Here is a 26,904-nt window from a genome sequence, read left to right as displayed (position 1 = left end):
CACCTTGCAAGACACGTGCTAGACGCCCGGGCGGGATCTCCACACAGGCGTGTCGCCGGATGCTACCACCGCTTTTCCCGGCTGGCGTCGGCGATTTACGCCACTTATGCCGAACTACTGCCTGGCCTTCGACGGTCGCTACGCACCAGCGCCCTGACGGGCTCGTTCAGCGTAGCCAATCCTCACGACGTTGCAGCGGGCTCAGAAATCGCGGCGGTAGAACAGGTCCAGCGAGCTGGCCAGCCCGCTCGCGGCCTCGAGGAACAGACGCTTGGTCAATCGATAGCGCAGGCCGATGGTATTCGACGGCTCGAACACGCCGACGCCGTAGCGCAGGGTCAGCCGGTCGGTCAGCTGGCCGCTGGCGACGACGCTGGTCTGAGTGCCACTGCCCTCGGTGTCCAGTTGGAAGTCCTCGATGCCCAGGCGGCTGGCCAGGCCGCTGGTGAGCGACGAGCTGCCGGCCAGGCCGAGGCCGATCGCCGCGCGCGCGAGCAGGTTGTTGTCACCGCTGTCGCTACCCAGGGGCCGACCGAGGATCAGGTAGGAAAGCGCCTGCTCCTGACTCATCGCCGGCTCGGCGAAGACGTCGACGCGCGGTTGCTGGGCACTGCCGGTGATACGCAGCCCGGCGACCACGTCGTGCGCTTCGACGCGGCGGATCGCTTCGATGTCCAGGTACGGCTGCGATAGCGGCCCGGTGAACAGCAGGCGCGCACGGCGAATGGTCAGGCGCTGCCCATAGGCGCGGTAGCGGCCATTGTTGAGCTGCAGTTCACCCCGCGTATCGAGGTCATCGCCGATGTGCAGATAGCCCGCGAGGTCGGCGGTGAGGCCGAATCCGGAAAAGCGCAGACGCTCCTGGCCGACTTCGACGTCGACGTCCATTCGCACCTGCACCGGCGTCGCAGGCTGCTCGGCTTCTTCGCCGACGATCACTGCATCGTTGGACACGGTCACGGTCGAGGGCGGCAGATCGCGCACCGTGATTTCACCGCGCGGCACCTTCACCTGACCGCGGATCATCAGCTCCGAATTCTCCAGCGTGATTTTCAGGTCCGGCGCTGCCTCGAGCTCGGCGTAGGGTTCGACTACGATCGGTAAGCGCTGCCCGCGTACGTTCAGCGCGAGATCAGGCTGCCCTTGCCAGCCGAACGTGCCGTCCAGCTGCCCCTGCCCGCTCTCGCCGCTGCGCCAGCTGCCATCGAAACGCATGCGCTGGCCGTCGATGGCCAGATCCAGCTGCAGATCCTCGAAGCTGGTCGGCAACGCGCTACCGGATAGCTCACCGCCCCGCAGGCTCAGGCGGCCGCTGACCTCGGGCTCACGGAGGCTGCCATGCAGCCGCCCACTGCCCTGCAAACGCCCCTCGATGCGCTCGACCATTGGCAGAAACGGTCGCGCCGCCGCGAGGCTGAGGCCGTCGAGGCGGAACTGGCCGTCGAGCGGCTTGGCTTCGCCACGCGGATCGATGCGGGCCTCGACGGTCAGCTCGCCCAGTTCGCCGCCATCGAAGCGCAGTTCGCTGTCGATGCGCTGGGGCAACAGGCGGCTGTTCAATGCCAGCGCCTGGTAGGGGAAATCGTGCCAGGTGTCGGCTTCGCGCATGCGCAGCACGCCGCTGCCCGCGTCGATGCGCAACGTGCCGTTGGGCCCGCTGGCTGGCAGGTCCAGGCTCAGGTCGGCATTCAGCTCGCCCTGCCAGGCGAAGTCGTCCGGGAACAGCTCGGCCAGGCTGCCCATCTGGAAGTCGCGCAAGCGATAGCGCAGCCGCGGCTCGGGCATCAGGCGCTGGTCGCTGCCACACAGGCTGGCCTCGCCCGATACCCAGCAATGCGCAGCCAGCTCGACGCTCCCGTCAGCGGTGCGCCGGATGCCGGTGGGGTTGCGCAAGCGCCAGCGCTGACCGCTGGCCTCGAGCACGGCCGAAGTCAGGCGCCCCTGCCAGGCCTCGCCCTCCAAAGCGCCGCGCAGCGCCAGGTCCAGATCCAGCAGGGGCCCCTGCACGCGCAGGCTCGCGTTGTGCTGCTCGCGCGTGCCGCCTGCCTCGAGCGTCACTTCACCGAGCGCGGTATCGCCGGCGGCAGCGCCGTTGGCCGTCAGGCCAAGCGATGCCCGCTCGCCGTTCTGCAGGCGCCCGTCCAGGCGCAACTGACGCAGCCGGTAGTCCTCATAGCCAATCTGCTCGGCGTCCAGCCGCAACTCGCCAGCCGGCCGCTCTGCGGTGCCGGCCAGTTGCAGCCGCCCCCGGGCCTGTCCACTCAAACCCGGCCATAGCTGCGCCAGGCGCCGCAGCTCGAGTTGCAACTGCCCGTCGAGCCGCTCGCCCCAGCCTCCTCCACCCTCGACACGGTTGTCCCCCAGCTGCAGCAGCAGGTCCTCCAGCATCCAGCGCTCGCCGGCACCGGAAAGCCGTGCGCGCAAAGTGGCCGGCTGCTGCCGCAGGCGCCCTTGCAAGTCGAGCGCAGCACTCGCCTCCAGGCGCTCGTCCTGCCAGGCCCCCGCGCTCTTGAGGCTGCCGCCGAGCTGGCCTGGCAACTCGGCTACCCAGTAGGCGGGGTCGAGTGCGCGTAGCTGCAGATCGGTCTTCCATCCGATGCCCTGGGCAAAGCCGACACTCAGGCTGCCGGTCGCCTCGCCCTGCCCCGCGCGCAGCTCCAGCTGCGGCAGATGGATCTGCTCCAGATCGCCGCTGACCGGGCTCGCGAGCGTAAAGGGCCCGGCCGGGCCGCTCAGCGCGGAGTCGAAATGGCCCAGGTAGCTGCCGTCGTCGTACTGCAGTTCGCCGGTGAACCTGTGCAACGTGACCGGCGGCGCCTCTGTCGGGTAGAGCCGCTGCCAGGGGAACTCGTGCCAGTCGATCCTGGCTTCGCCGCGCAGCGCCTCGCTCCACTGTGCATTGCCCTGCAGGCTGAACCGCTGCTCGTCACCGGCGTCCAGCACCAGCTCCTGGAGCGTTGCGGCACTGCGGTCGGCCCGCCCGGCGAGCCGGAACTGCACCGGCTTGCCGTCGCCGGCGAGCTGGCCGTCGCCCTGCACCCGATAACCCGCCTGCAAATCGCCCTTGGCGCTGAGCTCGGCACGTTCCAGACGCAGGTTCGCAGGCAAGTCGTCACTCGCGCTGAAGTCGCTGACCACCAGCTTCACGTCGGCCGGCAGTGCATCGTCGAGTGGCTGCAGCGTGCCGGTCAGCCGCCCCTGCAGATAGCCATGGCTGAGTACCGCCAGCCTGAGCTGCTGCTGCAACGCGCCCTCGGCGTTCAGTTCGAGCGTCCAGGGTGACCCTTCGATCAGCTTCAGCGCCGCCTCGCCCTGCAGGCTCAACGGCCAGTCACCGGCGGGCTGCAGCTGGCCGGACAGCTCTGCCGACAGGTCGTCGCGCTTTACCGACAGTTGCTCGATCACCAGCTCGTCGCTGCGCCAGTCAGCACTCAGACGCGCCTGTTGCAACTGCTCCACGCCGTCGAGACGCACCCGCCCGATCTCGATCAGGCCGACGCGCAGGCCCAGTGGCAACGACAGATCCGGCAGGCTGAATGGCTCGCTCGGCTCGGTCTGCGGCGAGGGCGCAAAACTCGCCTCGATGTCCCCGGTGACCAGCTCGTTGATGCACAGCGTCAGGCGCAGCAGGCAGCTCGGAGACCAGTCCAGCCGAGGCGCCTCGATCTGCACGTGATCGGCGCCTCCCTGCCAGCGCAGGCGCTCGGCCCGCCAGCGGCCGGCGAGCCGACCCTCGAAGCCTTCCACCGTCAGCCCCGGAACCCAGCCCAGCAGGCGCCGGCTGCCGCTCTCGCTACCGAGCAAGTAGCCAGCCGCAGCCACCAGGCCGAACACCAGCACCAACAGGACCGCCGCCACCCACTTGGCCGCACGCTTCAAAGCTCGGGCCCCATCGAGAAGTGCAGGCGCACACCCTGGTCGCCGTCGAGCGGGTGCGCGAGGTCGACGCGAATCGGGCCGACCGGCGATACCCAGCGCACGCCCACGCCGACGCTCTGCTTGAGCGTCGGCAGCTCCAGATCATTGAAGGCATTGCCCTGATCGGCGAACGCTGCGATACGCCAGCGCTCGGTGAGCGAAAACTGGTACTCCACGCTCGCGGCGAACTGGTAGCGGCCGCCGATGCGGTCGCCGTCGGAGTTGGTCGGTGACAGGCTCTGGTAGTCGTAGCCGCGCACGCTCTGGTCGCCGCCGGCGAAGTAGCGCAACGAGGGTGGCACGTTGACGTATTCGTCGGTCCAATTGCCGCCGAGCTGCACGCGACCGAGAAAGCGATGCCGCCGACCGAGCGTGGTCAACCCGCGGGCCTGGGCGTTGGCATGTACGAGGTTGGCGTCCGAGAGCACGCCGTCCTTCGCTGCGGCAATCTCGAACTGCAGCCGGTAGCCTTCGCTGGGGTCGATGCGGTTGTCGCTTCGCAGGTAGCTGTAGGCAATGCCGGGCAGCAGCAAGGTGCTCAGCCCCGAATCGTCGCCCAGCCGGTACTCCTCACGCTGCCACTTGAGCGAGACCACGCGCAGCCAGCCGCTGTCCAGCTGACTGTGCCATTCAGGGCCAAGCCGCAGCAGGCGGCTGAGGCTGTCGGTGTCGGCCAGCTCCTCATATTGGTAACCGGCGACGTAGCGCAGCTTGTCGGTCAGCGGCGGGTCGAGCGGCACGTCGTAGTACAAGCCGACGTTCTGCCGCGGCGCCGACAGCTCGGCTTCGGCGCCATAGCTGTGTCCCTGGGGATTGACCCAGTGCCGGGTCCAGTCGAAGCGCAGGCGCGGCCCGACGTCGGTGGAAAATCCCACGCCAAGCCCGAGCGTGCGCGGCTCGCGCGTGGCCAGCATGACGTCAACCGGAATGCGCCGTTCGACAGCGGCGGTCGGGTTGGCATCGACACGCGTGCCGTCGAAGTAACCGCTCGATTGCAAGGCCCGATTGAGCTCGGCGATCAGCGCCGAGTCGTAGGGCGTACCCGGCTCGAACGGGACCATGCGCGCGAGCAGGTCGTCATCGAACGGGGCGTCGCCCTGAAACTGAACCCGCCCCAGCCGATAGCGCTCACCGCTGTCGTACACCAGCTCCACGTCGGCCACCCCCAGCTGCGGGTCGATGCGCAGGCTCTGCTGGGTGAAACGACCGTCGAAATAGCCGTAGCGCGAGGCCTGGGTGAGAAAACGCTCCTTGGCCTCTTCATAACGCCCGTGGTTGAGCACATCACCGGGGCGCAGCAACTGGTCGGGAGTGTGGAACGCTGGCAGCCCGGTCGCCGGGCCCTGCAGCCGAACCTGCACGTCGCGCAAGCGCACCGGCTCGCCCGGTGCGACGCGCACGATCAGACGTGGCTCGTCGCCATCGGCCACTTCGATATCGATGTCGGCGCGATAGAAGCCGAGCGCCTGCAGGGCCTTGGTCGCCTGCTCGCGGGCGACGCGGCTGTAACGCAGCAGCTCGCGCGCGTTGCGTTCGCCCAGATCGCCGATGTAATTCTCGACGTTGCGCCGAACATCACCGTTGGCCGGCTCGACACGCACCTGCAGCTCGGCGGCGAACAACGGCGAAGCAAACGACAGGATCAGACCGGCAAATACGCCGCGCAGGGTCAGCTTAAGCATGGCGCGGCATGCTAGCACGGCTCTGGCGGGCCCCGGGCAGGGTCGGCGCGGGCAGGCACGGCGGGGTGCGGAAACGGCTGGCAACATCGGGGGCTTCGACGGCGACGGCCCTGGTTCGGACAGGCGAAACGACGCGCAATTCCCCCTCAGCTCGCAGCGGAAACGACATGCTGCGGCGCCGGATGGAAAAACACGTGCTCGACCACCGGCCCGATGGCCACCTGGGCGATTTCCTCGTAGCCCTGACGGGCATAGAAGTTCAGGTAACGGGCGTTGCCGGTGTCGATCACCAGGCCGCTGGAGGTCGCGTCTTCGGCACACCAGTTGTGGACGGCTTCCAGCAGCTGCTCGCCGTAGTGGCGCCCCTGGTAGCGCGGGTGCACGGCGAGCAACGGCAATACGTGGAAGCGCCCCGGCGGCAAGGCGCCAAGCACCACGGCGTGATAGTCGAGGTAGCGGCGGGTGCAGCGCAGCCCGGTGCTGAGCAACATGCGCAGGCGCCAGGCCCAGCTTTCGGTGATCTCCAGGCGCCGCTGCGGCGGTGCGATCAGCGCCACGCCGATCAGACGATCTTCCAGCAGCAGGCCGATCGCCGGCTGGGCCTGGAGGAAATGCTGGTTGACCAACTCGCGCACCGTGGCGCGCACACGCTGGTCGAAACCCGGCCGCTCGGCCTCGAACAGGTAGCCGAACGTCGGCTCATGCCGATAGGCGTGATACAGCAGGGATCGCGCCTCGCTCGCGTAGCTGCTGTCGAGCATGCGCACTTCGGCGACATCGGCCATGGCCACTCTCCTCTTTCGGTCAGCATCGCCCTCAGAGAGGGCACCAAGGACGGCCGGCAACCCCGACTGGCCGGCCTTTCAGCACGATAGCACCGGCGGACGCGAGCCGCCCGGGCTCGCCTGAGCGGCGTGGTCGCCCTAGAATCGCCGTTCGTTTCTGTCGGACAGCTTTTGATGAAAATCGTCTCTTTCAACATCAACGGGCTGCGCGCCCGCCCGCATCAGCTCGCCGCGCTGATCGAAAAGCACCAGCCCGACGTGATCGGCCTGCAGGAAACCAAGGTCTCCGACGAGCAGTTTCCGCAGGCGGAGATCGAGGCCCTGGGTTATCACGTCCACTTCCACGGGCAGAAGGGTCACTACGGTGTCGCCCTGCTCTCGCGCCAGGCGCCGCTGGAGATCCACAAAGGCTTCCCTAACGACGGCGAGGAGTCGCAGAAGCGCTTCATCTGGGGGCGCTTCGCCGATCGCAACGGACAGGCCGTGACCGTGATGAACGGCTATTTCCCGCAAGGCGAAAGCCGCGCGCACCCGGTGAAGTTTCCCGCCAAGACCAAGTTCTACGCCGACCTGCAGGCGCTGCTGGAGGAACGCTTCAGCCCGGAGCATCCGGTAGCGGTGATGGGCGACTTCAATATCTCGCCCGAGGACTGCGACATCGGCATCGGCGAGGTCAACGCCAAGCGTTGGCTGCGCACGGGCAAGTGCAGCTTTCTGCCCGAGGAGCGCGAGTGGCTCTGCCGGCTCAAGGCGTGGGGCCTGACCGACAGCTTCCGTACGCTCAATCCCGAGGTCGCCGACCGCTTCAGCTGGTTCGACTACCGCAGCCGCGGGTTCGAGGACGATCCGCGCCGCGGGCTACGCATCGACCTGATCCTGACCACCGCCGCGCTGCACGCGCGGGTGCACGATGCCGGGGTCGACTACGACATCCGGGCGATGGAAAAGCCGTCCGACCACTGCCCGGTGTGGATCGACTTCAGCTGACCCCAGCCGCCCTGAAAGGCTCGTCGCAGAGCCTTCGCTGTCATCGTTTCGTCACCGTATCGTCTTAATCTCGCGGCCATCTGAGAAAGGAGTCGCGAGATGTCACCCAGTCGATCCGAGCGCGAAATCTGGTCGCGCGTTCTGTCCTTGGTCCTGTTGGGGTCGATCTGCTACGGCCTGCCCTGGCAGGTGTTCGCCGCGCTGCCGGTGCCGGCCGAGGGCGTTGCGGTGCTGCGCATCCAGGGCTCCAACACGGTCGGTGCCAAGCTCGTGCCGATGCTGGTGAGCGGCTTCTTCGAGGCCCAGGGCCTCAAGGACGTGGCAGTCAGCAGCACGGCGGTCGCCAACGAGCAGCGCATCGACGCCAGGGACGACCAGGGGCACCGCCTGCATGCGACGGTCGCCGCGCACGGGACCGGCACCGGCTTCACGGCCCTGGCCGAGGGCCGTACGGACCTGGCAGCCGCGTCACGCCCGATCAAGGCCAGCGAGCGCCAGGCTCTCGCCGGGCTGGGCGACCTCAGCAGCGCCGCCGCCGAACAGGTCATCGCCATCGACGGGCTGGCCATCGTCGTGCATCCGGACAACCCTGTCGGCGCGCTTGGCACGGATGAGGTCGCGCGCCTGTTCGCTGGCGATATCAGCAACTGGAGCGAGCTGGGCGGCATGGACGCCCCGGTGCGCATTCACGCCCGCGACGACCGCTCCGGCACCTATGACACCTTCAAGGAACTGGTCCTGGGCGCCCACGGCAAGGCACTGACCCCGACGGCACGGCGTTATGAATCCAATGACGAACTGGCCGCCGCGGTAACGCGTGATCGCGGCGCCATCGGCTTCGTCGGCCTGGCCTCCATCGGCAAGGCCAAAGCGCTGGGCATCACCGACGGTGATTCGCAGCCGATGGCACCCGAGCTCACGACCGTGGCCACCGAGGACTATCCGCTGTCGCGCCGGTTGTTCTTCTACGCCGCGCCAAACGACCAATCGCCCTGGACCCGGGCCTTCATCGACTTCGTGCACAGCGAGGCCGGCCAGCGCATCGTCGGGCGTTCCGGTTATGTCGCCCAGCGCATCGACGCGGTGCGCAGCCAGCCGCAGGCCGACATGCCCGCCTTTTACCGCCAGCTCGGCGAAGAGGCCCAACGGCTGACGGTCAATTTCCGCTTCGATGAAGGCAGCGCGCAGCTGGACAACAAGGCACTGCGCGACATCGAGCGGGTCGCCGCCTACCTGCATGCGCAGAACAAGGCGATCGGCAGCGCCGCGTTGGTCGGTTTCGGTGACCCGAAGAACGACCCGAGCCGCGCCGCCCTGCTCTCCAAGCTGCGCGCCATGACGGTTCGCCGCGAGCTGATCAAGCACGGCGTCTATGTCAGAGAAATCAATGGCTTGGGAGCCGAACTTCCGGTGGCTTCCAACGAAGGAACCAGCGGCCGGGTGAAGAACCGGCGGGTCGAGATCTGGGTGTATTGAGCGGGAACGGTGCCCGATCGAAAAGGCCGCTAGTGCGGCCTTTTCCTCAACCGGCTGGCAGACTCAATGCCCGCGCAGCAGCTCGCGCGGCACATAGCGTCCAAGTTCGAACTTGCCGATTGCCGCGCGATGCACCTCGTCCGGTCCATCGGCCAGGCGCAGCGTGCGCTGCATCGCATACCAGTGCGCCAGCGGGAAGTCGTCGGAGACGCCCGCACCACCATGGATCTGGATGGCCCGGTCGATCACCTGCAGGGCCACGTTCGGCGCCACGACCTTGATCTGCGCGATCTCGCTGGCCGCGATTTTGTTACCCACGGTATCCATCATGTAGGCCGCGTTGAGGGTCAGCAGCCGCGCCATGTTGATCTCGATACGGCTGTTGGCGATGTGGTCGAGGTTGCCGCCCAGGCGCGCCAGTGGCTTGCCAAAGGCAGTACGGCTTACGGAACGTTCGCAGAGCAGCTTGAGCGCACGCTCGGCCATGCCGATCGAGCGCATGCAGTGGTGAATGCGGCCTGGCCCGAGGCGCCCCTGGGCGATCTCGAAGCCGCGGCCTTCGCCGAGGATGACGTTGTCGTAAGGCACCCGGACGTTTTCCAGCAGCACTTCGGCATGCCCATGGGGCGCGTCGTCGTAGCCGAACACCGGCAGCGGTCGCAGTACTTTCACCCCCGGCGCATCCATCGGCACGAGGATCATCGAGTGCTGGGCATGGCGCGGCGCGTCCGGATTGGTCAGGCCCATGAAGATCATCACCTTGCAGCGCGGATCGCAGGCACCGGAAGTCCACCACTTGCGCCCGTTGATCACCCACTCATCGCCTTCACGCACCGCGCGGGCCTGCATGTTGGTGGCGTCCGAGGAGGCCACACCCGGCTCGGTCATGCCGAATGCCGAGCGGATCTCGCCGCGTAGCAGCGGCTCGAGCCACTGCTTCTTCTGCGCCTCGGAGCCGTAGCGCACCAGCACTTCCATGTTGCCGGTATCCGGCGCCGAGCAGTTGAAGGCCTCCGGGCCCAGCAGCGAGCTGCCCATGATCTCGGCCAGCGGCGCGTATTCGGTGTTGGTCAGCCCCGCGCCGTAATCGGACTCGGGCAGAAACAGGTTCCACAGCCCCTCCGCCCGCGCCTTGTCCTTGAGCTCCTCGACGATGGCCGTCGGCTGCCAGCGATCACCTTCGGCGACTTGCTGATAGAACAGCTTCTCGGATGGATAGACGTGCTCGTCCATGAAGGCTTGCACGCGCTCGCGCAGCGCTTGGACCTTGGGGGAATAGGCGAAATCCATGGGAACTACCTTATGCCGGGTTGTTGTGATGAGAATGCTAGAGGACGCCCCTGGATTTATCGAAGCTATTTTGCCCGTGTATTAACATTCATAACCCATATATGATCGACGCGCCCGTTCATGCCGGAGAGCCACAACAATGAACCTGAACAAGGTCGACCTGAACCTCTTCATCGTCTTCGATGCGATCTACACCGAAGCCAACTTGACCCGCGCCGGGCAGATCGTCGGCATCACCCAGCCGGCGGTGTCCAACGCCCTGGCCCGCCTGCGCGAAACCTTCAATGACCCCCTGTTCGTGCGCACCGCACAAGGCATGGTGCCAACGCCGATGGCGCAGAACATCATCGGCCCGGTGCGCAACGCGCTGCAGCTGTTGCGCGTCTCGGTTCAGGAAAGCCGGACGTTCAGCCCGGCGCAGGCGAACAAGACCTTTCGCATCAGCATGACCGACCTCACCGAGGCGGTCATGCTGCCACCGTTGTTCCAGCGCCTGCGCCGCCTGGCGCCGGGCGTGAAGATCGAGAGCATGCTGGCCAAGCGCCGCGAGACGACCAAGGAACTGGCCGCCGGCCGCCTGGATTTCGCCATGGACGCGCCGCTCAACACCGACCCGCAGGTGCGCCACGTCAAGCTGCTGGAAGATCGCTACATCTGCGCCATGCGCCGCGGCCACCCGCTGGCCAAGGACAAGCTGACGCTCGAGCAGTACCTGTCGCTGTCGCACATCCACATTTCCAGCCGTCGCAGCGGCCTCGGCCTGGTCGACCTGGCACTGGGCAAGATGGGCCTGCAACGCAAGATCGCCCTGCGCTCACAGCATTACCTGATGGCGACCCAGGTGATCGAACAGACCGACATGGTGGTGACCGTGCCGGAACGCTTCGCCCGTCGGCACGATCTGCATCAGGTCGACCTGCCGGTCGACGTCGCACCGCTGGAAACTCACATCTACTGGCACGAGAGTACCGACCAGGACCCGGCCAACCGCTGGATGCGCGAGCAGATGATCGAGATCGCCCAGCAGGTCAGCGCTCAGGAAGCCCAGGCCTGAGGGGGCAGCCGACGTCGTCTGTCCGGCTCAGGCGCTGTCGCGCATGACCACTTCGAAGCCCACGTCGATGCAACGCTCGGCGGGCTGCTGACCGCGCATCAGGCCGAGCAGCATCTGCGCCGCCAGCGTGCCGATCTCGCCACGCGGCGTGCGCACGGTACTCAGCGCCGGGTGCACCCAGGCCGCCGCCGGCAGATCGTTGAAACCGGCAATCGCCAACCGCCCCGGCACTTCGAGCCCCAGCTGATGGGCGCGAAACAGCGCACCGAGGGCCAGGTCGTCGTTGTTGAAGAACACCGCGTCGATCTGCGGATGCTGCGCCAGAAGGCGATCCAGCAACTCCGCGCCAAGGCCGATGGACGACAGCTGCGGCGTCAGTAGCTCCAGGGTCGGCTCATAGCGACCGGCCTGGCGCATGGCCTGGCGATAGCCTTCGGCGCGCTGCAAGGTGCGCGGGTCCAGCTGCGCCGCGGCGAAAGCGACATGACGGTAGCCGCGCGCAAGCAGCGTGCGGGTCATGGCCGCGCCGGCCTGCAATTGCGAGAAGCCCACGCAGTAGTCGTCCGGCCGCTCGCTCAGCTCCATCAGCGTGACCATCGGCGCGGTGTAGCTGGCCAGCACCGCACGGGCGGCGTCGCTGCGTTCGAAGCCGGTGATCAGCAGGCCGGCCGGCTGATGGGCCAGGTAGGCGCGCAGCAGGCGTTCGTCCTCCTCGGGCCGATAGTGGCTGACGCCGATCATCATCTCGTAGCCCGCCGGCATCAGTACCCGCTGAATGGCCTCGACCGTATCGACGAACACTGCGTTGGACAGCGAAGGGATGATCACCGCGACCAGATTGGAGCGTGAGCTGGCCAGGCTGCGCGCCGCCGGATGCGGCACATAGCCGAGCGCCTTGACAGCCTCGTCGACGCGCTCGCGCAGCGCGTCTGACACCCTTTCCGGTTGCGACAAGGCGCGCGACGCGGACATCAACGAGCACCCGGCGCGGCGTGCGACATCGGACAGGGTGACCCGCTCGGCAGAGCGGCGACGGCGTGTGGTCATGCGCGTTCCATGGGTTCAAAGCGGCGGATTCTAGCAGCGGGCGGGGGCCGGTCGCGCCTAGCGCGCGGCCTTTTCCGCCTCGGCGCGGACCTGGTCGAACAGCTCCTGGCCAACGGCGTCGATCACCGTCTGGATCGCCGGCTGCGCCCGTTCGCGCATGCGCCGGATCTGCTCCGGACTGACCTCGTTGACCTGCATGCCGTGCTCTTTCAGCGCCGCCAGTGCCTGGCTGGCCTCGCGCCGCGTGTCCTCGCGCTCGGCGTCACGCGCCTTCTCGGCGGCGGCCATGATGATCCCCTGCTCGGTTTGCGAAAGGCCGTCCCACCAGCGCTTGGACGCGGTGACGATCCAGGGGCTGTAGACGTGATTGGTCACGCTGAGGAACTTCTGCACCTCGTAGAACTTGGACGAGAGGATGGTGTTGTAGGGGTTTTCCTGGCCGTCGACCGCCTCCGTTTCCAACGCGGTGAACAGCTCGGAGAACGGCAGCGGTACTGCATTGGCGCCCATCAGCTTGAAGGTGTCGATGAACACCGGGTTGGGCATCACGCGCAGCTTGATGCCGTCGAAGTCCTCGAGTTTCTCGATCGGCCGGGTGCTGTTGGTCACGTTGCGAAAGCCGTTCTCCCAGTAGACCAGCCCGACCAGGCCCTTCTCCTCGAGCTTGTTCATGATCTGCCGGCCCACCGGGCCATCCAGCACCTGATCGGCCTGGTGTGGATCGCTGAAGAGAAACGGCGTGTCCCACACCGCCATTTCCGGCGTGATGCCGACCAACGTCGCCGTCGAGCCGACCATCATTTCCTGCGCACCACCGATCAGCGCGTTCTGCATCTGGTCGTCCGAGCCCAGGCTGGCCGAACCAAAGGTGCGCACCTTCAGCTTGCCGCCCGAGGCCTTGGCTATTTCCTCGGCAAGCAGCTTGGCCGCCCTGCCCTGGTTGCTGTCTTCGTTGAGGCCGTAGCCGAAGCGGATCATCCGCGGGCGGATGTCGTCGGCCGCCTGTACATGGCCAAGCCCAAGCGTGCTGCCGAGCAGTGCGGCTGTCAGGGTGCCGATGAGGAGTCGTTTCATGAGACGGTACCTTCTTGTTGTTGGCGGTGGGACGGCCCCCCTAGCGCAGCCAGGCCAGGGGCACGGTGACGAGCGAGGGCACGGCGATGAGCAGCCCGACGATCGCCAGGTAGACGAGAAAGAACGGCGTCACGCCGCGCACCAGGGTTTCCATGCGCAACCGGCCGATGCCGCCGACTACGTTGAGCACGGTGCCTACCGGCGGGGTGATCAGCCCGATGGAACCGATCAGCACGAACATCACGCCGAAGTACACCGGGTCGACTCCGGCCTTGGTCGCGATCGGCGCCAGCACCGGACCGAGGATGAGGATGGTCGGAGTCAGGTCCAGGACCATGCCGACGGCGATCATCAGCAGCATGATGGCGACCATCAGCAGCCTGGGGTCCTGCGCCAGCGGGCCGAGCATCGCCGCGATCTCGTCGGGCAGTTGTGCCAGGGTGATCATGTACGCCGACACCGTCGCCGCGGCGCAGAGAAACATCACCGAGGCCGTGGTGCGGCTGGCACGCGTGAGCACCTCGACCAGCCCGGCCCAGGTCAGCTCGCGATACAGCAGGGTCGAGACCGCCAGCGCGTAGACCGCGGCGACCACGGCGGCTTCGGTTGGGGTGAACAGCCCACCGCGCAGGCCGCCGACGATGATCACCGGCAACATCAGCGCCGCCGCACCGTCGACCAGCACGCGCCGGCGTACGGCGCCGCTGGCCTTTTCCTGTTTCGGTTCGTCGATGCGCCGGGCGATCAGCGTCCAGCCGACCACCAGGCCCATGCCCATGATCAGCCCCGGCACCATGCCGGCGAGAAACAGCTGGCTGATCGAGGTGCCGGTCACCACGCCATAGATCACGAACGGCATCGATGGCGGGATGATTGGCGCGATGATCCCGCCCGCCGCCACCAGCCCCGAGGACGAGCTCAGCGGATAGCCGCGCTCGCGCATCATCGGCAGCAGCAGCGTGGCCAGCGCGGCGGTATCGGCCAGGGCTGAGCCGGACATGCTGGCCAGAAGCACCGAGGCGGCAATCGCCACGTAACCCAGGCCACCGCGCTTGTGGCCGAAATAGGCCTGGGCCATGGCGATGATGCGCCGCGAGATGCCGCCGGCGTTCATCAGCTCGCCGGCGAGGATGAAGAACGGCACGGCCAGCAGCGGGAAGCTGTCGGCGCCGGCCTGGAGGTTCTGCGCGAGCAGCTGCACGTCCCAGAAATCCAGGTACCACATCAGCACCGAGCCGGTCAGCAGCAGCGCGAAGGCGATCGGCATGCCGAGCGTCATGAAGCCCAGCAGCGATGAAAGAAAGACGACGACGGTCATGAGAGGTCCTCGGTTGGGCAGTGCCCGTATTGTTCTGAGCGCGGCGTCGCTTCAGTCCGCGGTGACATTCGCAGCGGCAACCGCCGAAGGCTGGTCGCGCCGCCAGACATTCACCAGTTGCAGCAACGCCAGTACCGCCAGCGCGACCATGCTGGCGGCCACCGGCAACATCGCCAGCCCCAGCGGGTAGCCGACCACCGGGCTGTTGATGGTCCAGCCGAACTGCATCTGGTTCCAGCCGCCCCAGGCCGCCAGGCAACTCGCGCCCGCCACCAGCAACCAGCTCAGCGAGTCGACCAGTCGGCGCAGCAGATGCGGGAAGCGATCGCGCAACATGGCGAAGCTCATCAGCTCGCCGCGACGCATGCTCGACGCAACGCCGACGAAAACCAGCCAGACGAACGCCAGCCGCGACAGCTCTTCCGCGCCCGTCCAGCCGGTGCCGAAGGCGTAGCGCAGCACCACGCTGGAAAACACCACGATGACCATGAAGGCCATCAACGCAGCCATCAGCCAATCGGTCAGGCGGTCGAACTGCTGGGCGACCGCGCCGCGGTAGATCGGCTCGTTGGTCAGCGGCGGCGCCGTGGTAGCGCTATCAAACGGGCGCGAAGAAAGATCGACCCGGGTTTCGATCAGCTCATCCAGACCGGCGCCCTGCATCCATTCGACGATCTGGCGCAGAACGACTTCGCGGGGCTGGCTGGCATCCACGGTCAATACGCCGGGTTCGCCCTCCGGTGATTCCAGCGTGGCGAATTGGCTATCGACCAGGGAGATCGGCATGAAATGCCCCGGGCGCGCACCGACGCGCTGCACCGCGGTGTCGTAATCGATGGCCAGATGGGCGAAGCGCAGTCCCGGGACGGCGCTGCGCAAAAGTTCGCGGTAACTGCGCTTGAGCGCCGAGCAGGCCAGCACGAAGCCACTGCCGCTCTCGAGCGTGCGCTGCATCTCGCCGATCAGGGCGTGCAGCCATTGCACGCGGTCAGCGTCGGACAGCGGCGTGCCGGCACGCATGCGCGCGACGTTTTCCGCAGGGTGAAAGTTGTCCGCCTCGATGTGTGGCAGGCCGAGCGCGTCGGCGACGGCGTGGCTGGTATCGGTCTTGCCCGAACCGCTCACGCCCATGACGACCAGGACCGGCAATGCGGTAGCCCGGAAAGGCTGCTTTGAAGGCATGCGGGAAATCCGTTGTTGTTGTGTTTGTCGGGCTGGATGTTAGCGCTACCAGCACCGAACACAGAACTACCGTTCGTCGAGCCTGGCAGGACGCTCCGCAAAGCGCAGCGGCGGCGCAATCGACAACCGCGCCAGGGCGACTACAATCGCGCCCCTCAATGCACGAGGATCGCGACATGCCCAAAGCCATGGCCCGCCATATTCTGGTCAAGACCGAAGCCGAAGCCGCGCAACTGAAAAAGCGCCTGGCCAATGGCGAGGCGTTCGACGTGCTGGCGCGCAAGTATTCGACCTGCCCGTCCGGGAAGAAAGGCGGCGACCTCGGCGAGGTGCGCCCGGGGCAGATGGTGCGCAGCATCGATCAGGTGATCTTCAAAAAGCCGCTGCGCGAGGTGCATGGCCCGGTCAAGAGCCAGTTCGGTTACCACCTGGTGCAGGTGTTCTACCGCGACTGACAGCGGCGGCCCCCGCGAGCCGCCGCTGGCGGCTTCAGGTACCGATCACGCCGCCGTCATTCTTGGTGATGAGCACCGTCGAAGCGCGTGGGCGTGTCTTGCCGTCGCCAGCCGGGAAGCTCAGTTCAGGGTGCTGCACGTTGATCCACATGGCGCGGTAGTCGGGGCTCCAGGTGATGCCGGTGATCTCGCAGCCGCGCGGGCCGACCAGAAAGCGCCGGACCTCGCGGGTGGTCGGGTCGGCGCAGAGCAACTGGTTGGTCCCCATCGCCTGCATGGCCGGCTCGTCGTCACCGTAGTCCGTCTCGATCCACAGGCGCCCGTCGGCGTCGAATGCCAAACCGTCCGGCGAGGAGAAGATATCGCCATCGATGGTGCCGATCAGGTTCGCCGGTAGCGGCTGCCCCGCCTTGTCCCGAGCGCCGGACCGTTCACCGGCCAGCAGGAACAGCTCCCAGGTAAAGGTTGTCGCCGTCGGGTCTCCCGCAGCTTCCTGCCAGCGCAGGATCTGGCCGTGCAGGTTATGCGGCCGGGGGTTGGCCTTGTCGGTCGGCTGCTTGCCGCCCCGCTCGTCGTTGTTGGTCAGGGTCACGTAGACCTCGCGGCTGCGCGGGTGTACGGCGACCCATTCGGGGCGGTCCATCGGCGTCGCTCCAGCCCTGTCGGCTGCGGCCCGGGCATTGAGCAGCACCTGGGCCTGGTCGGCGAAACCATTGGCGGCGGTCAGGCCGTTCTGCCCATGCACCAGCGCCAGCCAGCGGCCGCTGCCATCAGCATCGAAGCGCGCGACGTACAGGGTGCCGCTGTCGAGCAGGCGGCGGTTGGCCTGGTCGGCGCCGGGGACGTAGCGACCGTCGGGTACAAACTTGTAGATATACTCGCCCTTGGTGTCATCGCCGGAGTAGTACGCCATGCGGCCATCCTCGCCAAGCGACAGCACTGCACATTCGCGGCAGTAGCGGCCGAAGGCGGTGCGCTTGACCGGCTTGCTGCGCGGGTCGAACGGATCGACTTCGACGACCCAGCCAAAGCGGTTCGGTTCATGTACATGCCCGCCGTAGGGCTGGGTCGGGTCCGGGGTGGCATCGAAGCGGGGATCGGCGGTTTCCCAACCATAGAGCTTGCTCGGCCCCTGGCCGGCGATTCCATAGCGCTTGTGCGAGACACGCTGCGCCAGATCGTCGGCGTCGCGATTGACGAAGTAGTTGTGCCAGTTCTCCTCGCAAACCAGGTAGGTGCCCCACGGCGTAAAGCCGCTCGAGCAGTTGTTCAACGTTCCCAGGATCTCTTGCCCGCTTGGATCGGAGGCGGTTCTAAGCGCTTCGTGGCCCGCCAGCGGCCCACTCACGGCCATCGGCGTCATGGCCGTGAGGCGCCGGTTGTAGGCAGACGGCATGACGCGCTGCCAACGACCCTCGGCATCCTTCTTCACCTCGATGATGCTGATGCCATGGGCGGCCTGCTCCTTGCGCACCTCATCCAGCGGTCGTTTGCCGTCAACCACCTGCATGCCGTCGGGATGCAGCGGCGGGTTGACGTATTCGTGGTTGATCGCCAGCAGGCCATGGCCGTTGGGGTCGTCGGGAAACGGGAAAAAGTGCATGCCGTCATGATTGTCACCGGCCTGCTTGAGCTGGGCCTGCCAGTCATCGCTGGCATCGGGTTGCCACTGCGGGGCGTCGGCGAGCACCGCATCGCCCCAGGAGAAAAACACCCGCGCGTTATAGCCGGGGGCCACCTCAACCCCGTCGAAGGCAGGGTCGAGCTTCGGCGGGATGCCCTCGAAGCCCAGCAACGACTCGCGCCCGGTCGCGCTGCGACAGGCTGCGAGGCCGCCGCCGAGGAAGGCGATCGCAGTCAGGCCGAGGCCACCCTTGAGCAGGTTGCGCCGACCACGGTCGGCCAGTTGGCCAAGGCTCGGATTGTGGCTGGGGTTGATGGAATCGTCGTCGAGCGCCGCGAGCGCGGCGTGGAAATCCTTGAAGTCCTGTTTCATCGGGGGCTCGTCTGCTCTTTGAGTCGGGCGCATCACTGGATGCGGTAATGAAAGGTGTTTCTGACTTCGGGCACCGCGACGGCACGGCCGTCGATGATGCGCGGGCGATAGCGAAAGCTGCGGGCTGCGGTCAGCGACGGCTGCACGAACAGCGGGTGGCAGTCATCGAGGGCTCGGGGGTGTTCGATCCTGCCCTGCGCGTTGACGGCGTAGGCGACCGTGCAGCTGCCTTCCAGGCCTCGGTCGAGGGCCCGTGCCGGATAGGCCGGCGCCTTCTTTTCGATCGGCAGATACCTCCGGCTGGCCAGCGCTTCGGCGTCCCGCCGCGCACGCTCGGCGGCGGCTGCCTCGGCCTGACGCTCGGCCTCGGCACGCGCTTGGGCCTGGGCCTTGGCGCGGGCCTGCGCTTGCTGGGCGAGCCGCTCTTCGCGCAAGCGTTCCTGCCGCTCGCGCTCGGCCTGTTCGCGGCGTTCGCGTGCCTGCTCGCGCTTGACCCGCTCCGCCTCCAGGCGCTGCTGCTCGGCCCGTTTGAACGCAAGCTCGGCCTGCTCGAGCTGTCGCGCCTGCGGCTCGACCGGGGCCTCCGCGGCTTCGACGACCGGCTCAGCCGGCGGCGGTTCGGCGGCCACAGGCGGTGCGGCTTGCTCCACCGGGGGTGGCAGGCTGACCAACTGGGTTCGCATCACCTCGGGCACGCCGGCCGTTTCCAGCGCCGGCGTCCAGCCATGCAGCAGCACGCCGAGCACGCCGGCATGCAGCGCCAGGGCGACGCCTGCAGCACCGACGCGACCGCGCCAGGCGCCATGCTCCGCGAGGCAGTTCGTAGGCGGCATCACGCTGAGGCTGCTCATGGCGCGGCGGGCTCGGCCGGGGCTTCGGTGATCAGCCCGAGGTTGACCACACCGCCACGCTGCAGCTCGGCGATCCCTGCGACCACACGACCGTAGTCGGCGGCCTGATCGGCGCGGACGTAAACCTGCGTATCGCCGTTCGCCACGATGATGGCCGCCACCTTGTCACGCAGCTCGGCCAGGTCGACCGCGCTGTCGGTCTGGTTCTCGACGTCAAGCGCCGGGCCCAGATTCCAATAGAAGGTGCCGTCGGCCTTCACCGAGAGCGTGAGAATCTGCCGCTCGTTTTCCACCGGCATCGCTTCGGCGGCGACCTTCGGCAGCTCGAGCTTCACGCCCTGCACCAGCATCGGTGCGGTGACCATGAAGATCACCAGCAGCACGAGCATCACATCGATGTAGGGGACAACGTTCATTTCGGCCTTCGGGCCGTGTTTGCGCTGAGGTTTGACCAGCATGACGGCGTCCTCCTCAGGCAGCGGCGGCGACGTTTGGCACCCTGGCGTGCAGACGACGATGCAGCCGCGCCTGTAGCTCGTTGGCAAAGCTGTAATAGGTACCAGCCAGCTGCTGACCGCGGGCGGCGAAACGGTTGTAGGCCATCACCGCAGGTATCGCGGCGAACAGGCCGATCGCAGTGGCGATCAGCGCTTCGGCAATACCCGGCGCCACGGTCGACAGGGTCGCCTGCTGCACCTGCGACAGGCCGAGGAACGAATTCATGATTCCCCAGACGGTGCCGAACAGGCCGATGTAGGGGCTCACCGAACCGATGGTGGCGAGCAACGGCAGGCCGACCTCCAGCCGTGCCTCCTGCTCGGCGATGGCGACATACAGGTTGCGCTCGACGCCTTCGATGACAGCTTCCGGGGCAATGCCAGGTTCGCGCTGCAGTTGGTCGAAGGCCTGGTAGCCGACCTCGAAGATCCCTTGCAGCGGCGCATTCCCGTGCGCGGGTCGCGCCCTTGCATCGCGGTACAGCGGCGCCAGTTCATCGCTGCTTCGAAAACGCTGCAGGAACCCCCGCGAGGCCTGCTCCCAGCGACGCAGGGCCACGCCACGCTGGACGATCAGGTACCAGCTGCAGAGCGAGGCCAGTACCAGCGCGGCCATGACCAGTTGCACCACCAGGCTGGCCTCGCTGACCAGCCCCCAGACCGACATTTGTTCAAGCGAATCGTGCATCTCGTGTACTCCGGCCGTCTCGCGGACGGCGTTCATTGGATGGCATGCGGGTTACGAAATCGTGACGCCGCGGGAAAGGGCTCAGTCGAGCCCCAGCGCATCGGCAACCGCCGACCAGGGCAGGTACTTGTAGTTCTGCGTGCCTTCGGGCATGCGCTTGCGGCCGTCCTGCACCACCAGCATGCCGCGGTTCCAGATGCCGCCGAGGTCTGCCGAGGTGACTTCCAGCCCATCGGTCTCGGACGCGCCGTCGATGCCGCGCTCGGCGTTCAGGCCGATGCGGAAGGCGCCGCGCACGGCGTAGGGCGCCTGGGCATCGAGCACCACGTAGCTGTCGTTGCCCTGACTGGAAATCACCAGGTAGTCGCCGCGCTCGCCGTGGTAGATGGCCAGACCTTCGATGTCGTCGTAGACCGGCCCGCCGACACCGATGACCTGCTCCGGCACCGCCGGCACATCGGCGCGGGCATCGACCACCCAGACCGCGACGTCCTCTTCACCGACGAACAGCCGCTCGCTGCGGTCGTCGGCCACGCAACCCTCGGGCTGGCTGTCCAGCTTGAAGCGCCGCACCAGCTCGCCACGCGGCTGGCCGGAGCGGCCATCGAGGCGGTACTGCAGGAAGGTGCCGTCCTTGTCGTTGGCGATGGCGTAGGTGGTGCCCTGGCGATCCTGGAACATGCACAGGCCATAGATTTCGCTCAGCGGCGTGGCGACCTCGCCGACATCGCGGAGCACCCCGCTCGCCCGGTCGATGGCGAACAGGTGCAGGCTGTTGTGATCGCGATTGCTGGCCACTGCCAGGTCCACGCGCGTGCTGCCAAGGCGAAAGCCGCTGCGCACATCGACGTTGTTCAGCCGGCCGGCGCGCAGGTCCTGCACCTGACGGCCGTCCAGGTCGTACACCACCAGGCCGCCCTTCTTGTCGGTGCCGAGCACGCGGCTCGCAGCCGGATCGCGAGGATGGAGCCAGATCGCCGGATCATCGGCGGCATCACCCAGGCTCGGCACCGGGCCGGTCTCCACCGCGGCCGGCAGGCTGACGATCGGCTCGGGCTGCGACAGCGCGGTCGGTTGCCAGTCCAGACGGGCCGACTGCAGGCCACGTTCGTCCGCCATCAGCAGCTCGACGCCCTCGGCACTGCGGCGGGCGCTGATGCGCTCCGGTTCGTCGAAGCCATCCAGTGCGATGACCTCATCGGCTTGCCAGCCGGCTTTGTTCTGCCGGTACAGATGCAGCACCGAGGCTTCGGGATCGAGCGCCAGCAGTCCGCCCGGCACCAGGCTCATGCCCGCTGCGGCATGGGTCAGGCTGCCGAACGGCTGGCGCAGATCGACCGGCTCACGCTGCAACGGCGCCTCGGCGTCGGCCGGGTAGCGCCAGAAGCCGACGTTCTCCTCGTTGACGTAGAGCTGCCCGGCCCTGTCATCGGCCTGGCAGAAGGCGCTCTGCGGCGGCAGGCTGAGCCCGCGCACCCGCCGTGCCTCACCGAGCAGGCGGCCCTGGCTGCCCACCAGCCATTGCTCGCCGACACCCTCCTCGCCGAGCAGGAACAGGAAGTCGTTGCGCGCGCTGTCGCGGTACAGGCACAGCCCCTCGATGGCGAATGCGGTGCGCGGCAGGTACAGCGGCTGGCTCCAGGCACGCGCGGCATTCAGGCCGATCAGCATCGCCTGCTGGCGCTTGCGCTCGACCGTGGCCAGCAGCAGGCCCTGGCGGTCGACGCGATGGTCCAGTCCTTCGAAGCGCCCGGCGTGGCGCGCCAGGCTGTTACCGGCGGCGTCCAGCAGCTGCAGGCCCTGGTCATCGACCTGCACACGGTCGGCGCCGGCCCAGGGGGTATCGCCGTCTAGCAGCTGGGCGTACTCGAGGCCGGCCAGCAGCGGTTCGCTGATGGTCAGCCGGGCCGACTTCGCCGGCGTATCTGGTTGCGTGGACTGGCAGGCCGCCAATGCGATGCACAGGCCGAGCAGCATGGTTTTGGGTAATGCGTTCATGGTGTATCCATTCAGGCTGCCGCGGGCCGGCGCCCGGCCGTAAAGGGGAACGGCGGGCACCGGAGCGGCATAGGGGTCAGAAGTGGGTCAGGGTCAGGCCGAGCTTGTAGGTCGGGCCGTACTCTTCGTACTGGGCGTTGTAGGCGTGGCGGCCGCTGTAGACGTAGTACGTCTCGTCCGTCAGGTTCAGCGCCTCGAAGGTCAGCTGCAGGCTCGGCGTGATGAAGTAGCCGGCCTTGAAATCGACGAACAGCTGATCGTCGACGTACAGGTCGTGCGCCTCGTCGTCGATACCGGCTACCTCGTACAGGTAGTCCGACTTGTAGTTCGCAGCCAGGCGCAGGTTGAGCCGGTCGTTCTCCCAGCCGAGCATCAGGTTGCCGACCGTGTCGGAGTGGTTCGGCAGGTCGATGCTGCGCTGCATGCCCTGCCCTTCGATGTCCGCGTCGGACTGGCTGAAGGTGGCGTTGGCGCCCAGCAGCAGGCCATTCCACGGCGCCGGCAGCCAGTCGAGCTTCTGCGAGTAGGCCAGCTCCAGGCCGTAGAGCTTCGCGCTGCTGCCATTCTGGAAGCTCAGCGCTTCGTCGAACGCGGCCCACTGGCCGGTGCCGGCCAGATCGGTGTTGTAGATGAAGTTGTCGATGTCCTTGTAGAACAGATAGGCAGACACCACGCCGGCGCGGCCCATGTAGTGCTCGATGCCGAGGTCGTAGTTGATCGACTCCAGCGGCTTCAGATCGGGGTTGCCGAACTCGGCGTCGTCACCGTCGATGACGAAACCGGGCGCCAGCTGACCGAAGGTCGGGCGCACCACGCTGTTGGTCCAGGCGGCGCGGATCATGGTGTCGTCGGTCAGTTGGTAGCGCAGGTGCAGGCCGGGCAACCAGTGGTGGTAGTCATTGCTGCTGGAGATGGACTCGAACTGGCCGTCGCGCAGGCCGGTGCCCTTGGCGCTGAAGCGCGTGCCTTCGTAGCGCAGGCCAGCGATGACGCGCCAGCGGTCGATGTCCACGGTGTTCATCAGGTAGGCGGCGTTGATGTCCTCGTGCATGTCGAAGTCATTGATGCGCGACTCCTCCTCATCGTAGAACTCGCTGGCATCGAGACCGCCAATCGCGCCCTTGATGGCCGAGGCGCTGATGCCCGGGCCAAAGCGGCCGAGCGCGTAGTCGACGTTGCCGCCCTGGAAATCGGCCAGGGTCAGGTCGTCGAAATCGTCGTACTTCCAGACTTCGTTATCGTTGTCCTTGTGCCGGCGGCTGAGCTTGCCGCCGAACTTGGCCTGCGCGGCGTAACCCTGGATGTCGTACTCACGCGCCAGGTCCAGGCGGATGTTCTTCTCGCGGTCGCGGGTGTCGCTTTTCTCCCACTCCACTTCATCCAGCTCGAAGGACGCCGGGTCGTAGAAGGACGAATCGATGGTCAGGCGCGGCTTGCGGCTGCTGGAGAAACCGGCATCGGCGAAATCGCCCTCGAAGGTCGCGCTGGCGATGCCGCCCGGATTGCGCTCGCGCGACTGGCTGTAACCGGCCTGCCCGCTCAGGGTCCACAGGCCCATCATGCGTTCACCGCCGAACACGTAGGACTGCACGGTCTGGGTGTCCTCGCGGGACTTCAGCTCGCGCCAGCCCTCGGCGTCACCGATCTCGCCCGGCAGCTGCGAATCCTCGAAGGCGACACCGGCGGCGTTACGCGTTTCGGTGTCCTTGAAGCGGCTGTACAGCGTGCGCAGGTAGTAGCTGCTGACGTCGTCCGGCCTGTAGTCGAAGTTCAGCCCGAAGCCGGTGCGCTCGCGGGTGATCTCGTAGTCACGCTGCTCGAGTTCCTCCAGCCGCGCGCCGTCGTCGGCGAAGTCCCACTTGCCGCCGGTCTCGACGTTGTCCGAGCCGAAGTCGCGCTCCTGCCAGCTGACGGCCGCGGCGACACCGAAGTTGTCGACGCCATCGCCGAGGCTGAAGCGGTCGCTGATGGCGCCGGAGAATTTCGGGCTGGTCTTGTCGACGTTGTCGTCATAGCTGCCCTCGCCGCTGAGGCTGTAGAACAGCCCGTCATGGTCGAAGGCCGAGAGGCTTTCTACCTCGATGGTGCCGCCCAGGGAGTTGGCATCCATGTCCGGCGTCAGCGTCTTGACCACCGACAGCGACTGCACCAGCTCCGAGGGCAGCACGTCGAGCGCCACGGCACGGCGATCGCTCTCCGGCGATGGGACCAGGGTGCCGTTGATGGTGACGCTGTTCAGGTCCGGCGCGATGCCACGCACGCTGACGAAACGCCCTTCGCCCTGGTCGCGCTCGACCGAGATACCCGGAATGCGCTGCAGCGCCTCGGCGGCATTGTCGTCCGGCAGCTGGCCGATGCCATCTGCATGCACCACGCTTTCGACGCTGTCGGAATTGCGCTGGTCCTTCAGTGCTTCGTCGATGCTGACCGCCTGGCCGATGACTTCGACATGCTCCATGACAAGCGGCTCCTCGGCCCAGGCCGAACCGGCGCTGACGGCCAGGGCCAGCAGGCTGATGCGGAATCCTGCATGGCGGATGCCGCTGCGGTATGTGTTCATGAACGATTCCCCCGAATGGTGTTTGCCGGGTGCATCCCGGAACTGCAGCGGACGGTAGGTGGGGGATATGGCGGTTCTGTGACAGGGGGTTCGGGCAGGGCTTGGAACAGGGAGTTTTGGGGGATATTGGGGGTGGGGTTGAGCTGATATGACCTGTTGTCAGGGGGTGCATAGGCTAGTCAGACGGATAGATAGAGCACTTCATTTTCTGCCTACCCCAAGCAGCTACCTGATGGGTCTCACCTCCTCTGGAAAAACCAATCATCGGTTCTGCCACGCCTCGGCTGCTGCCTGTTCCAGACGCACGACCATCAAGATGACGGAAGAGCGCCAGTCCTTTTTCCGAGTGTTCCGATACTTTTGTTTCGCGCTGCTGCGCGAGTTCCTTTTGGCAATCGCCCCAAAAGGAACCAAAAAGTCTTGCCCCTGCATCCGGCCCCGGCTTCGCCGGGGTTCGTTCTCTCCGCCGTCGCTCCGAGGGTCGCCGTACAAGGGCCATCCATGGCCCTTTACGGCTCTCGCGGCATCCATGCCGCTCGCCCCTCTCCGCGACGACTCCGTTCACCCTCCTGAAGGGGCGATTGGAGTCGCCTGATAGTTTTCAATCGATCAAAAACTACAAACCAAGCCTCTCTATCTGTCAGGCATCTCGGACTAACTCCCCCGTCAGGAGGCCGAGCGTAGGCGTTGCGCAGGGGGACGCGAGGCAGGACGCCGAGCGAGGAGTGAAGGGACAGGGACGTCCCTTCGTGAGGGGGCGCCGAGCCCGGCCCCCGGAGCAACGCTGGAGGGAGGGGAGTTTTGCGAAGCAAAACCCGGATGTCGGGGTGGCCTTCTCTTTGGTTACTTTCTCTTGGCCAGGCAAGAGAAAGTGACTCGCCCAGCAGGGCGAAACCTGAATCGCCAGGCAACTCGGCAGTCAGCATCGACTCGATGCCAGCAAGCCCCTCGGCCAGAACTGATCCAAATCCAGCAGGGCAAACCACATACCTACTCTCACCCAGCAAATCAACCAAACCAAAAAAAACCTGAGCCAATTCAACCCCCACCCCATTCATCCAACCGTCACATCCATCTGTTTCCGTGCCCTCACGCACTGGCGCGATCCCTCGCCACGGAGACCCGATGAAATCCCTGCTCAAACTCCACACCCTCACCCTCCTCGGCCTCGCCCTGGCCGCCAACGTCGGCCTGCAGCTGCTGCTCGCCGTCGGCACGGTCAAATCCTGGGGCGAGATCGACTGGATGGACGTCGTCGGCGAAGGCGGTTGCGCAGCCCTCGCCCTCGCCTGGCTGATCATGCTGCTGCACAGCCGCCCGGCCGGCCGGGTGACGCGGCTGCTGGCGCTGGGGCTGGCCTGCATCTGCTTTTCCTGGTGGATGGACCTGCTCGATGAGTTCATCCAGATTCCCGCCGGCATCGCCTGGGACAACTGGCTGGAAACCGCGCCCATGCCGGCTGGTCTGTTGCTGCTGACCTTCGGAATCTACCACCTGAACCAGGAACAGCGCGCCATCAGCCAGCAGATGAGCAAGCGGGAAAAGCACTTCCGCGAGCACCGGTTGTTCGACAAGCTGACCCCGCTGGGCGCGGCCGAGTATCTGCGTCAGCAGGTGCAGCGTGCGCTGTCACAGGCCCGCGAGGATGAGCAGCCGCTGTCGCTCGTCGCTGTCGATCTGGATGATTTTGCCGCGATCAATCAACGCTACGGGCCAGCCGAAGGCGATGCGGTGCTGCAGGCCGTCGCACAGTTGCTACTGCTGAACCTGCGCCGCCACGACCTCCTCTGCCGGCTCGCCGGCGATCGCTTCGTCGCGCTGCTGCCGAACACCGGAGAGCGCCAGGCGCAGACCATCGCCGGTGAGCTCGAAGCGGCGGTCGCCAGCCTTGCGCACCGGACGTCACGTCATGGCGAACGCCTCCATCTGCACGCTACGACCTCAGCGCTCATGGCCGTTGACGAGAATGCGGATGAGCTGCTGCAGGCCCTCAACCTACGCCTGGCGGGGGCCAAGCAGACCCTGCCCCGCTGCGCCTGAGGCCAG

19 protein-coding genes are annotated in these 26,904 nt (G+C 66.7%); 5 read left to right on the top strand and 14 right to left on the bottom strand.

From position 1 onward, the window contains the following. Positions 1-201: 201 nt before the first annotated feature. The 3 genes from AC0KXH_RS09240 to AC0KXH_RS09230 all read right to left on the bottom strand — a co-directional run bounded on the left by AC0KXH_RS09240 (position 202) and on the right by AC0KXH_RS09230 (position 6,385). Positions 202-3,879, bottom strand: coding sequence for a translocation/assembly module TamB domain-containing protein (locus AC0KXH_RS09240; protein ID WP_488224548.1), 3,678 nt, complete (start codon positions 3,877-3,879; stop codon positions 202-204). Beyond that, positions 3,876-5,600 carry an autotransporter assembly complex protein TamA gene (locus AC0KXH_RS09235; protein ID WP_488224547.1) on the bottom strand — a complete coding sequence of 575 codons (1,725 nt, stop codon included), beginning with the start codon at positions 5,598-5,600 and terminating at the stop codon, positions 3,876-3,878. Before AC0KXH_RS09235 ends, AC0KXH_RS09240 begins: the two co-directional genes overlap by 4 nt. A gap of 146 nt (positions 5,601-5,746) precedes the next feature. Next, positions 5,747-6,385 (bottom strand): GNAT family N-acetyltransferase, encoded by a 639-nt coding sequence (locus tag AC0KXH_RS09230; protein WP_041105606.1) that lies wholly within the window; start codon positions 6,383-6,385, stop codon positions 5,747-5,749. Between the two features lie 174 nt (positions 6,386-6,559). Here AC0KXH_RS09230 and xthA point away from each other — a divergent pair, with 174 nt between their 5' ends. Beyond that, positions 6,560-7,372: an exodeoxyribonuclease III gene (xthA, locus tag AC0KXH_RS09225; protein ID WP_043220077.1), complete on the top strand. Its 813-nt coding sequence runs from the start codon at positions 6,560-6,562 to the stop codon at positions 7,370-7,372. A gap of 99 nt (positions 7,373-7,471) precedes the next feature. Next, on the top strand, positions 7,472-8,848 hold the full coding sequence (locus tag AC0KXH_RS09220) for a substrate-binding domain-containing protein (RefSeq protein WP_488224546.1): 1,377 nt from the start codon (positions 7,472-7,474) through the stop codon (positions 8,846-8,848). A 63-nt stretch (positions 8,849-8,911) separates the two neighbouring features. Here AC0KXH_RS09220 and AC0KXH_RS09215 read toward each other — a convergent pair whose 3' ends face one another. Further along, the gene (locus AC0KXH_RS09215) at positions 8,912-10,138 is read right to left on the bottom strand and encodes an acyl-CoA dehydrogenase (protein WP_041105609.1); all 1,227 of its coding nucleotides are present in this window, start codon (positions 10,136-10,138) and stop codon (positions 8,912-8,914) included. Positions 10,139-10,277: 139 nt separating this feature from the next. Between AC0KXH_RS09215 and AC0KXH_RS09210 the strand changes: the two genes are divergently transcribed. Further along, a complete protein-coding gene (locus AC0KXH_RS09210) occupies positions 10,278-11,192 on the top strand; it encodes a LysR family transcriptional regulator (protein ID WP_041105610.1) in 915 nt (304 codons plus the stop codon). Positions 11,193-11,219: 27 nt separating this feature from the next. On the opposite strand, the gene gntR is transcribed toward AC0KXH_RS09210, so the two are convergent. Genes gntR through AC0KXH_RS09190 form a run of 4 tightly spaced genes read right to left on the bottom strand, consistent with a single transcriptional unit; the run spans position 11,220 to position 15,762 of the window. Continuing rightward, positions 11,220-12,239 carry an HTH-type transcriptional regulator GntR gene (gntR, locus tag AC0KXH_RS09205; RefSeq protein ID WP_488224545.1) on the bottom strand — a complete coding sequence of 340 codons (1,020 nt, stop codon included), beginning with the start codon at positions 12,237-12,239 and terminating at the stop codon, positions 11,220-11,222. A 57-nt stretch (positions 12,240-12,296) separates the two neighbouring features. Continuing rightward, positions 12,297-13,313, bottom strand: a complete 1,017-nt coding sequence (locus AC0KXH_RS09200) for a TRAP transporter substrate-binding protein (protein WP_488224544.1) — start codon at positions 13,311-13,313, stop codon at positions 12,297-12,299. Between the two features lie 40 nt (positions 13,314-13,353). Beyond that, entirely contained in the window at positions 13,354-14,631 is a 1,278-nt protein-coding gene (locus tag AC0KXH_RS09195; RefSeq protein ID WP_041105613.1) for a TRAP transporter large permease, read from the bottom strand. Between the two features lie 51 nt (positions 14,632-14,682). Beyond that, positions 14,683-15,762: a gluconokinase, GntK/IdnK-type gene (locus AC0KXH_RS09190; RefSeq protein WP_080773353.1), complete on the bottom strand. Its 1,080-nt coding sequence runs from the start codon at positions 15,760-15,762 to the stop codon at positions 14,683-14,685. Between the two features lie 227 nt (positions 15,763-15,989). On the opposite strand from AC0KXH_RS09190, the gene AC0KXH_RS09185 reads away from it, so the two are divergent. Then, complete coding sequence (locus AC0KXH_RS09185) at positions 15,990-16,268, top strand: peptidylprolyl isomerase (protein ID WP_011913333.1); 279 nt, start codon at positions 15,990-15,992, stop codon at positions 16,266-16,268. Between the two features lie 34 nt (positions 16,269-16,302). Here the strand turns inward: AC0KXH_RS09185 and AC0KXH_RS09180 are convergent, their stop codons facing one another. The 6 genes from AC0KXH_RS09180 to AC0KXH_RS09155 form a co-directional block, all read right to left on the bottom strand. Further along, positions 16,303-18,264 carry a PhoX family protein gene (locus AC0KXH_RS09180; RefSeq protein WP_041105615.1) on the bottom strand — a complete coding sequence of 654 codons (1,962 nt, stop codon included), beginning with the start codon at positions 18,262-18,264 and terminating at the stop codon, positions 16,303-16,305. Positions 18,265-18,296: 32 nt separating this feature from the next. Then, the gene (locus tag AC0KXH_RS09175) at positions 18,297-19,115 is read right to left on the bottom strand and encodes an energy transducer TonB (protein ID WP_488224543.1); all 819 of its coding nucleotides are present in this window, start codon (positions 19,113-19,115) and stop codon (positions 18,297-18,299) included. Next, positions 19,112-19,573 carry a protein TolR gene (gene tolR / locus AC0KXH_RS09170; RefSeq protein WP_213150600.1) on the bottom strand — a complete coding sequence of 154 codons (462 nt, stop codon included), beginning with the start codon at positions 19,571-19,573 and terminating at the stop codon, positions 19,112-19,114. Before tolR ends, AC0KXH_RS09175 begins: the two co-directional genes overlap by 4 nt. A gap of 13 nt (positions 19,574-19,586) precedes the next feature. Continuing rightward, complete coding sequence (tolQ, locus tag AC0KXH_RS09165) at positions 19,587-20,300, bottom strand: protein TolQ (protein WP_165563470.1); 714 nt, start codon at positions 20,298-20,300, stop codon at positions 19,587-19,589. Between the two features lie 81 nt (positions 20,301-20,381). Continuing rightward, the gene (locus AC0KXH_RS09160; protein WP_488224542.1) at positions 20,382-22,298 is read right to left on the bottom strand and encodes a phytase; all 1,917 of its coding nucleotides are present in this window, start codon (positions 22,296-22,298) and stop codon (positions 20,382-20,384) included. A gap of 76 nt (positions 22,299-22,374) precedes the next feature. Next, positions 22,375-24,858 carry a TonB-dependent receptor gene (locus AC0KXH_RS09155; RefSeq protein ID WP_488224541.1) on the bottom strand — a complete coding sequence of 828 codons (2,484 nt, stop codon included), beginning with the start codon at positions 24,856-24,858 and terminating at the stop codon, positions 22,375-22,377. 1,125 nt (positions 24,859-25,983) lie between these two features. On the opposite strand from AC0KXH_RS09155, the gene AC0KXH_RS09150 reads away from it, so the two are divergent. Further along, positions 25,984-26,898: a GGDEF domain-containing protein gene (locus AC0KXH_RS09150; protein ID WP_488224540.1), complete on the top strand. Its 915-nt coding sequence runs from the start codon at positions 25,984-25,986 to the stop codon at positions 26,896-26,898. Positions 26,899-26,904: the final 6 nt, after the last annotated feature.

The sequence above is a fragment of the Stutzerimonas sp. CXK-1 genome, from assembly GCF_057738225.1.
The sequence above is the reverse complement of the archived record's forward strand: the minus strand, read 5'-3'. Positions and strand labels throughout refer to the sequence as shown.

What these genes read in the sequence shown, in the direction of transcription:
- AC0KXH_RS09215 (WP_041105609.1), bottom strand. Translation starts at nt 10,138, where the DNA reads ATGGATTTCGCCTATTCCCCCAAGGTCCAAGCGCTGCGCGAGCGCGTG.
- AC0KXH_RS09210 (WP_041105610.1), top strand. Translation starts at nt 10,278, where the DNA reads ATGAACCTGAACAAGGTCGACCTGAACCTCTTCATCGTCTTCGATGCG.
- gntR (WP_488224545.1), bottom strand. Translation starts at nt 12,239, where the DNA reads ATGACCACACGCCGTCGCCGCTCTGCCGAGCGGGTCACCCTGTCCGAT.
- xthA (WP_043220077.1), top strand. Translation starts at nt 6,560, where the DNA reads ATGAAAATCGTCTCTTTCAACATCAACGGGCTGCGCGCCCGCCCGCAT.
- tolR (WP_213150600.1), bottom strand. Translation starts at nt 19,573, where the DNA reads ATGCTGGTCAAACCTCAGCGCAAACACGGCCCGAAGGCCGAAATGAAC.
- AC0KXH_RS09160 (WP_488224542.1), bottom strand. Translation starts at nt 22,298, where the DNA reads ATGAACGCATTACCCAAAACCATGCTGCTCGGCCTGTGCATCGCATTG.
- AC0KXH_RS09195 (WP_041105613.1), bottom strand. Translation starts at nt 14,631, where the DNA reads ATGACCGTCGTCGTCTTTCTTTCATCGCTGCTGGGCTTCATGACGCTC.
- AC0KXH_RS09220 (WP_488224546.1), top strand. Translation starts at nt 7,472, where the DNA reads ATGTCACCCAGTCGATCCGAGCGCGAAATCTGGTCGCGCGTTCTGTCC.
- AC0KXH_RS09185 (WP_011913333.1), top strand. Translation starts at nt 15,990, where the DNA reads ATGCCCAAAGCCATGGCCCGCCATATTCTGGTCAAGACCGAAGCCGAA.
- AC0KXH_RS09200 (WP_488224544.1), bottom strand. Translation starts at nt 13,313, where the DNA reads ATGAAACGACTCCTCATCGGCACCCTGACAGCCGCACTGCTCGGCAGC.
- AC0KXH_RS09175 (WP_488224543.1), bottom strand. Translation starts at nt 19,115, where the DNA reads ATGAGCAGCCTCAGCGTGATGCCGCCTACGAACTGCCTCGCGGAGCAT.
- AC0KXH_RS09235 (WP_488224547.1), bottom strand. Translation starts at nt 5,600, where the DNA reads ATGCTTAAGCTGACCCTGCGCGGCGTATTTGCCGGTCTGATCCTGTCG.
- AC0KXH_RS09230 (WP_041105606.1), bottom strand. Translation starts at nt 6,385, where the DNA reads ATGGCCGATGTCGCCGAAGTGCGCATGCTCGACAGCAGCTACGCGAGC.
- AC0KXH_RS09190 (WP_080773353.1), bottom strand. Translation starts at nt 15,762, where the DNA reads ATGGGCGTGAGCGGTTCGGGCAAGACCGATACCAGCCACGCCGTCGCC.
- AC0KXH_RS09150 (WP_488224540.1), top strand. Translation starts at nt 25,984, where the DNA reads ATGAAATCCCTGCTCAAACTCCACACCCTCACCCTCCTCGGCCTCGCC.
- AC0KXH_RS09155 (WP_488224541.1), bottom strand. Translation starts at nt 24,858, where the DNA reads ATGAACACATACCGCAGCGGCATCCGCCATGCAGGATTCCGCATCAGC.
- tolQ (WP_165563470.1), bottom strand. Translation starts at nt 20,300, where the DNA reads ATGCACGATTCGCTTGAACAAATGTCGGTCTGGGGGCTGGTCAGCGAG.
- AC0KXH_RS09180 (WP_041105615.1), bottom strand. Translation starts at nt 18,264, where the DNA reads ATGAAACAGGACTTCAAGGATTTCCACGCCGCGCTCGCGGCGCTCGAC.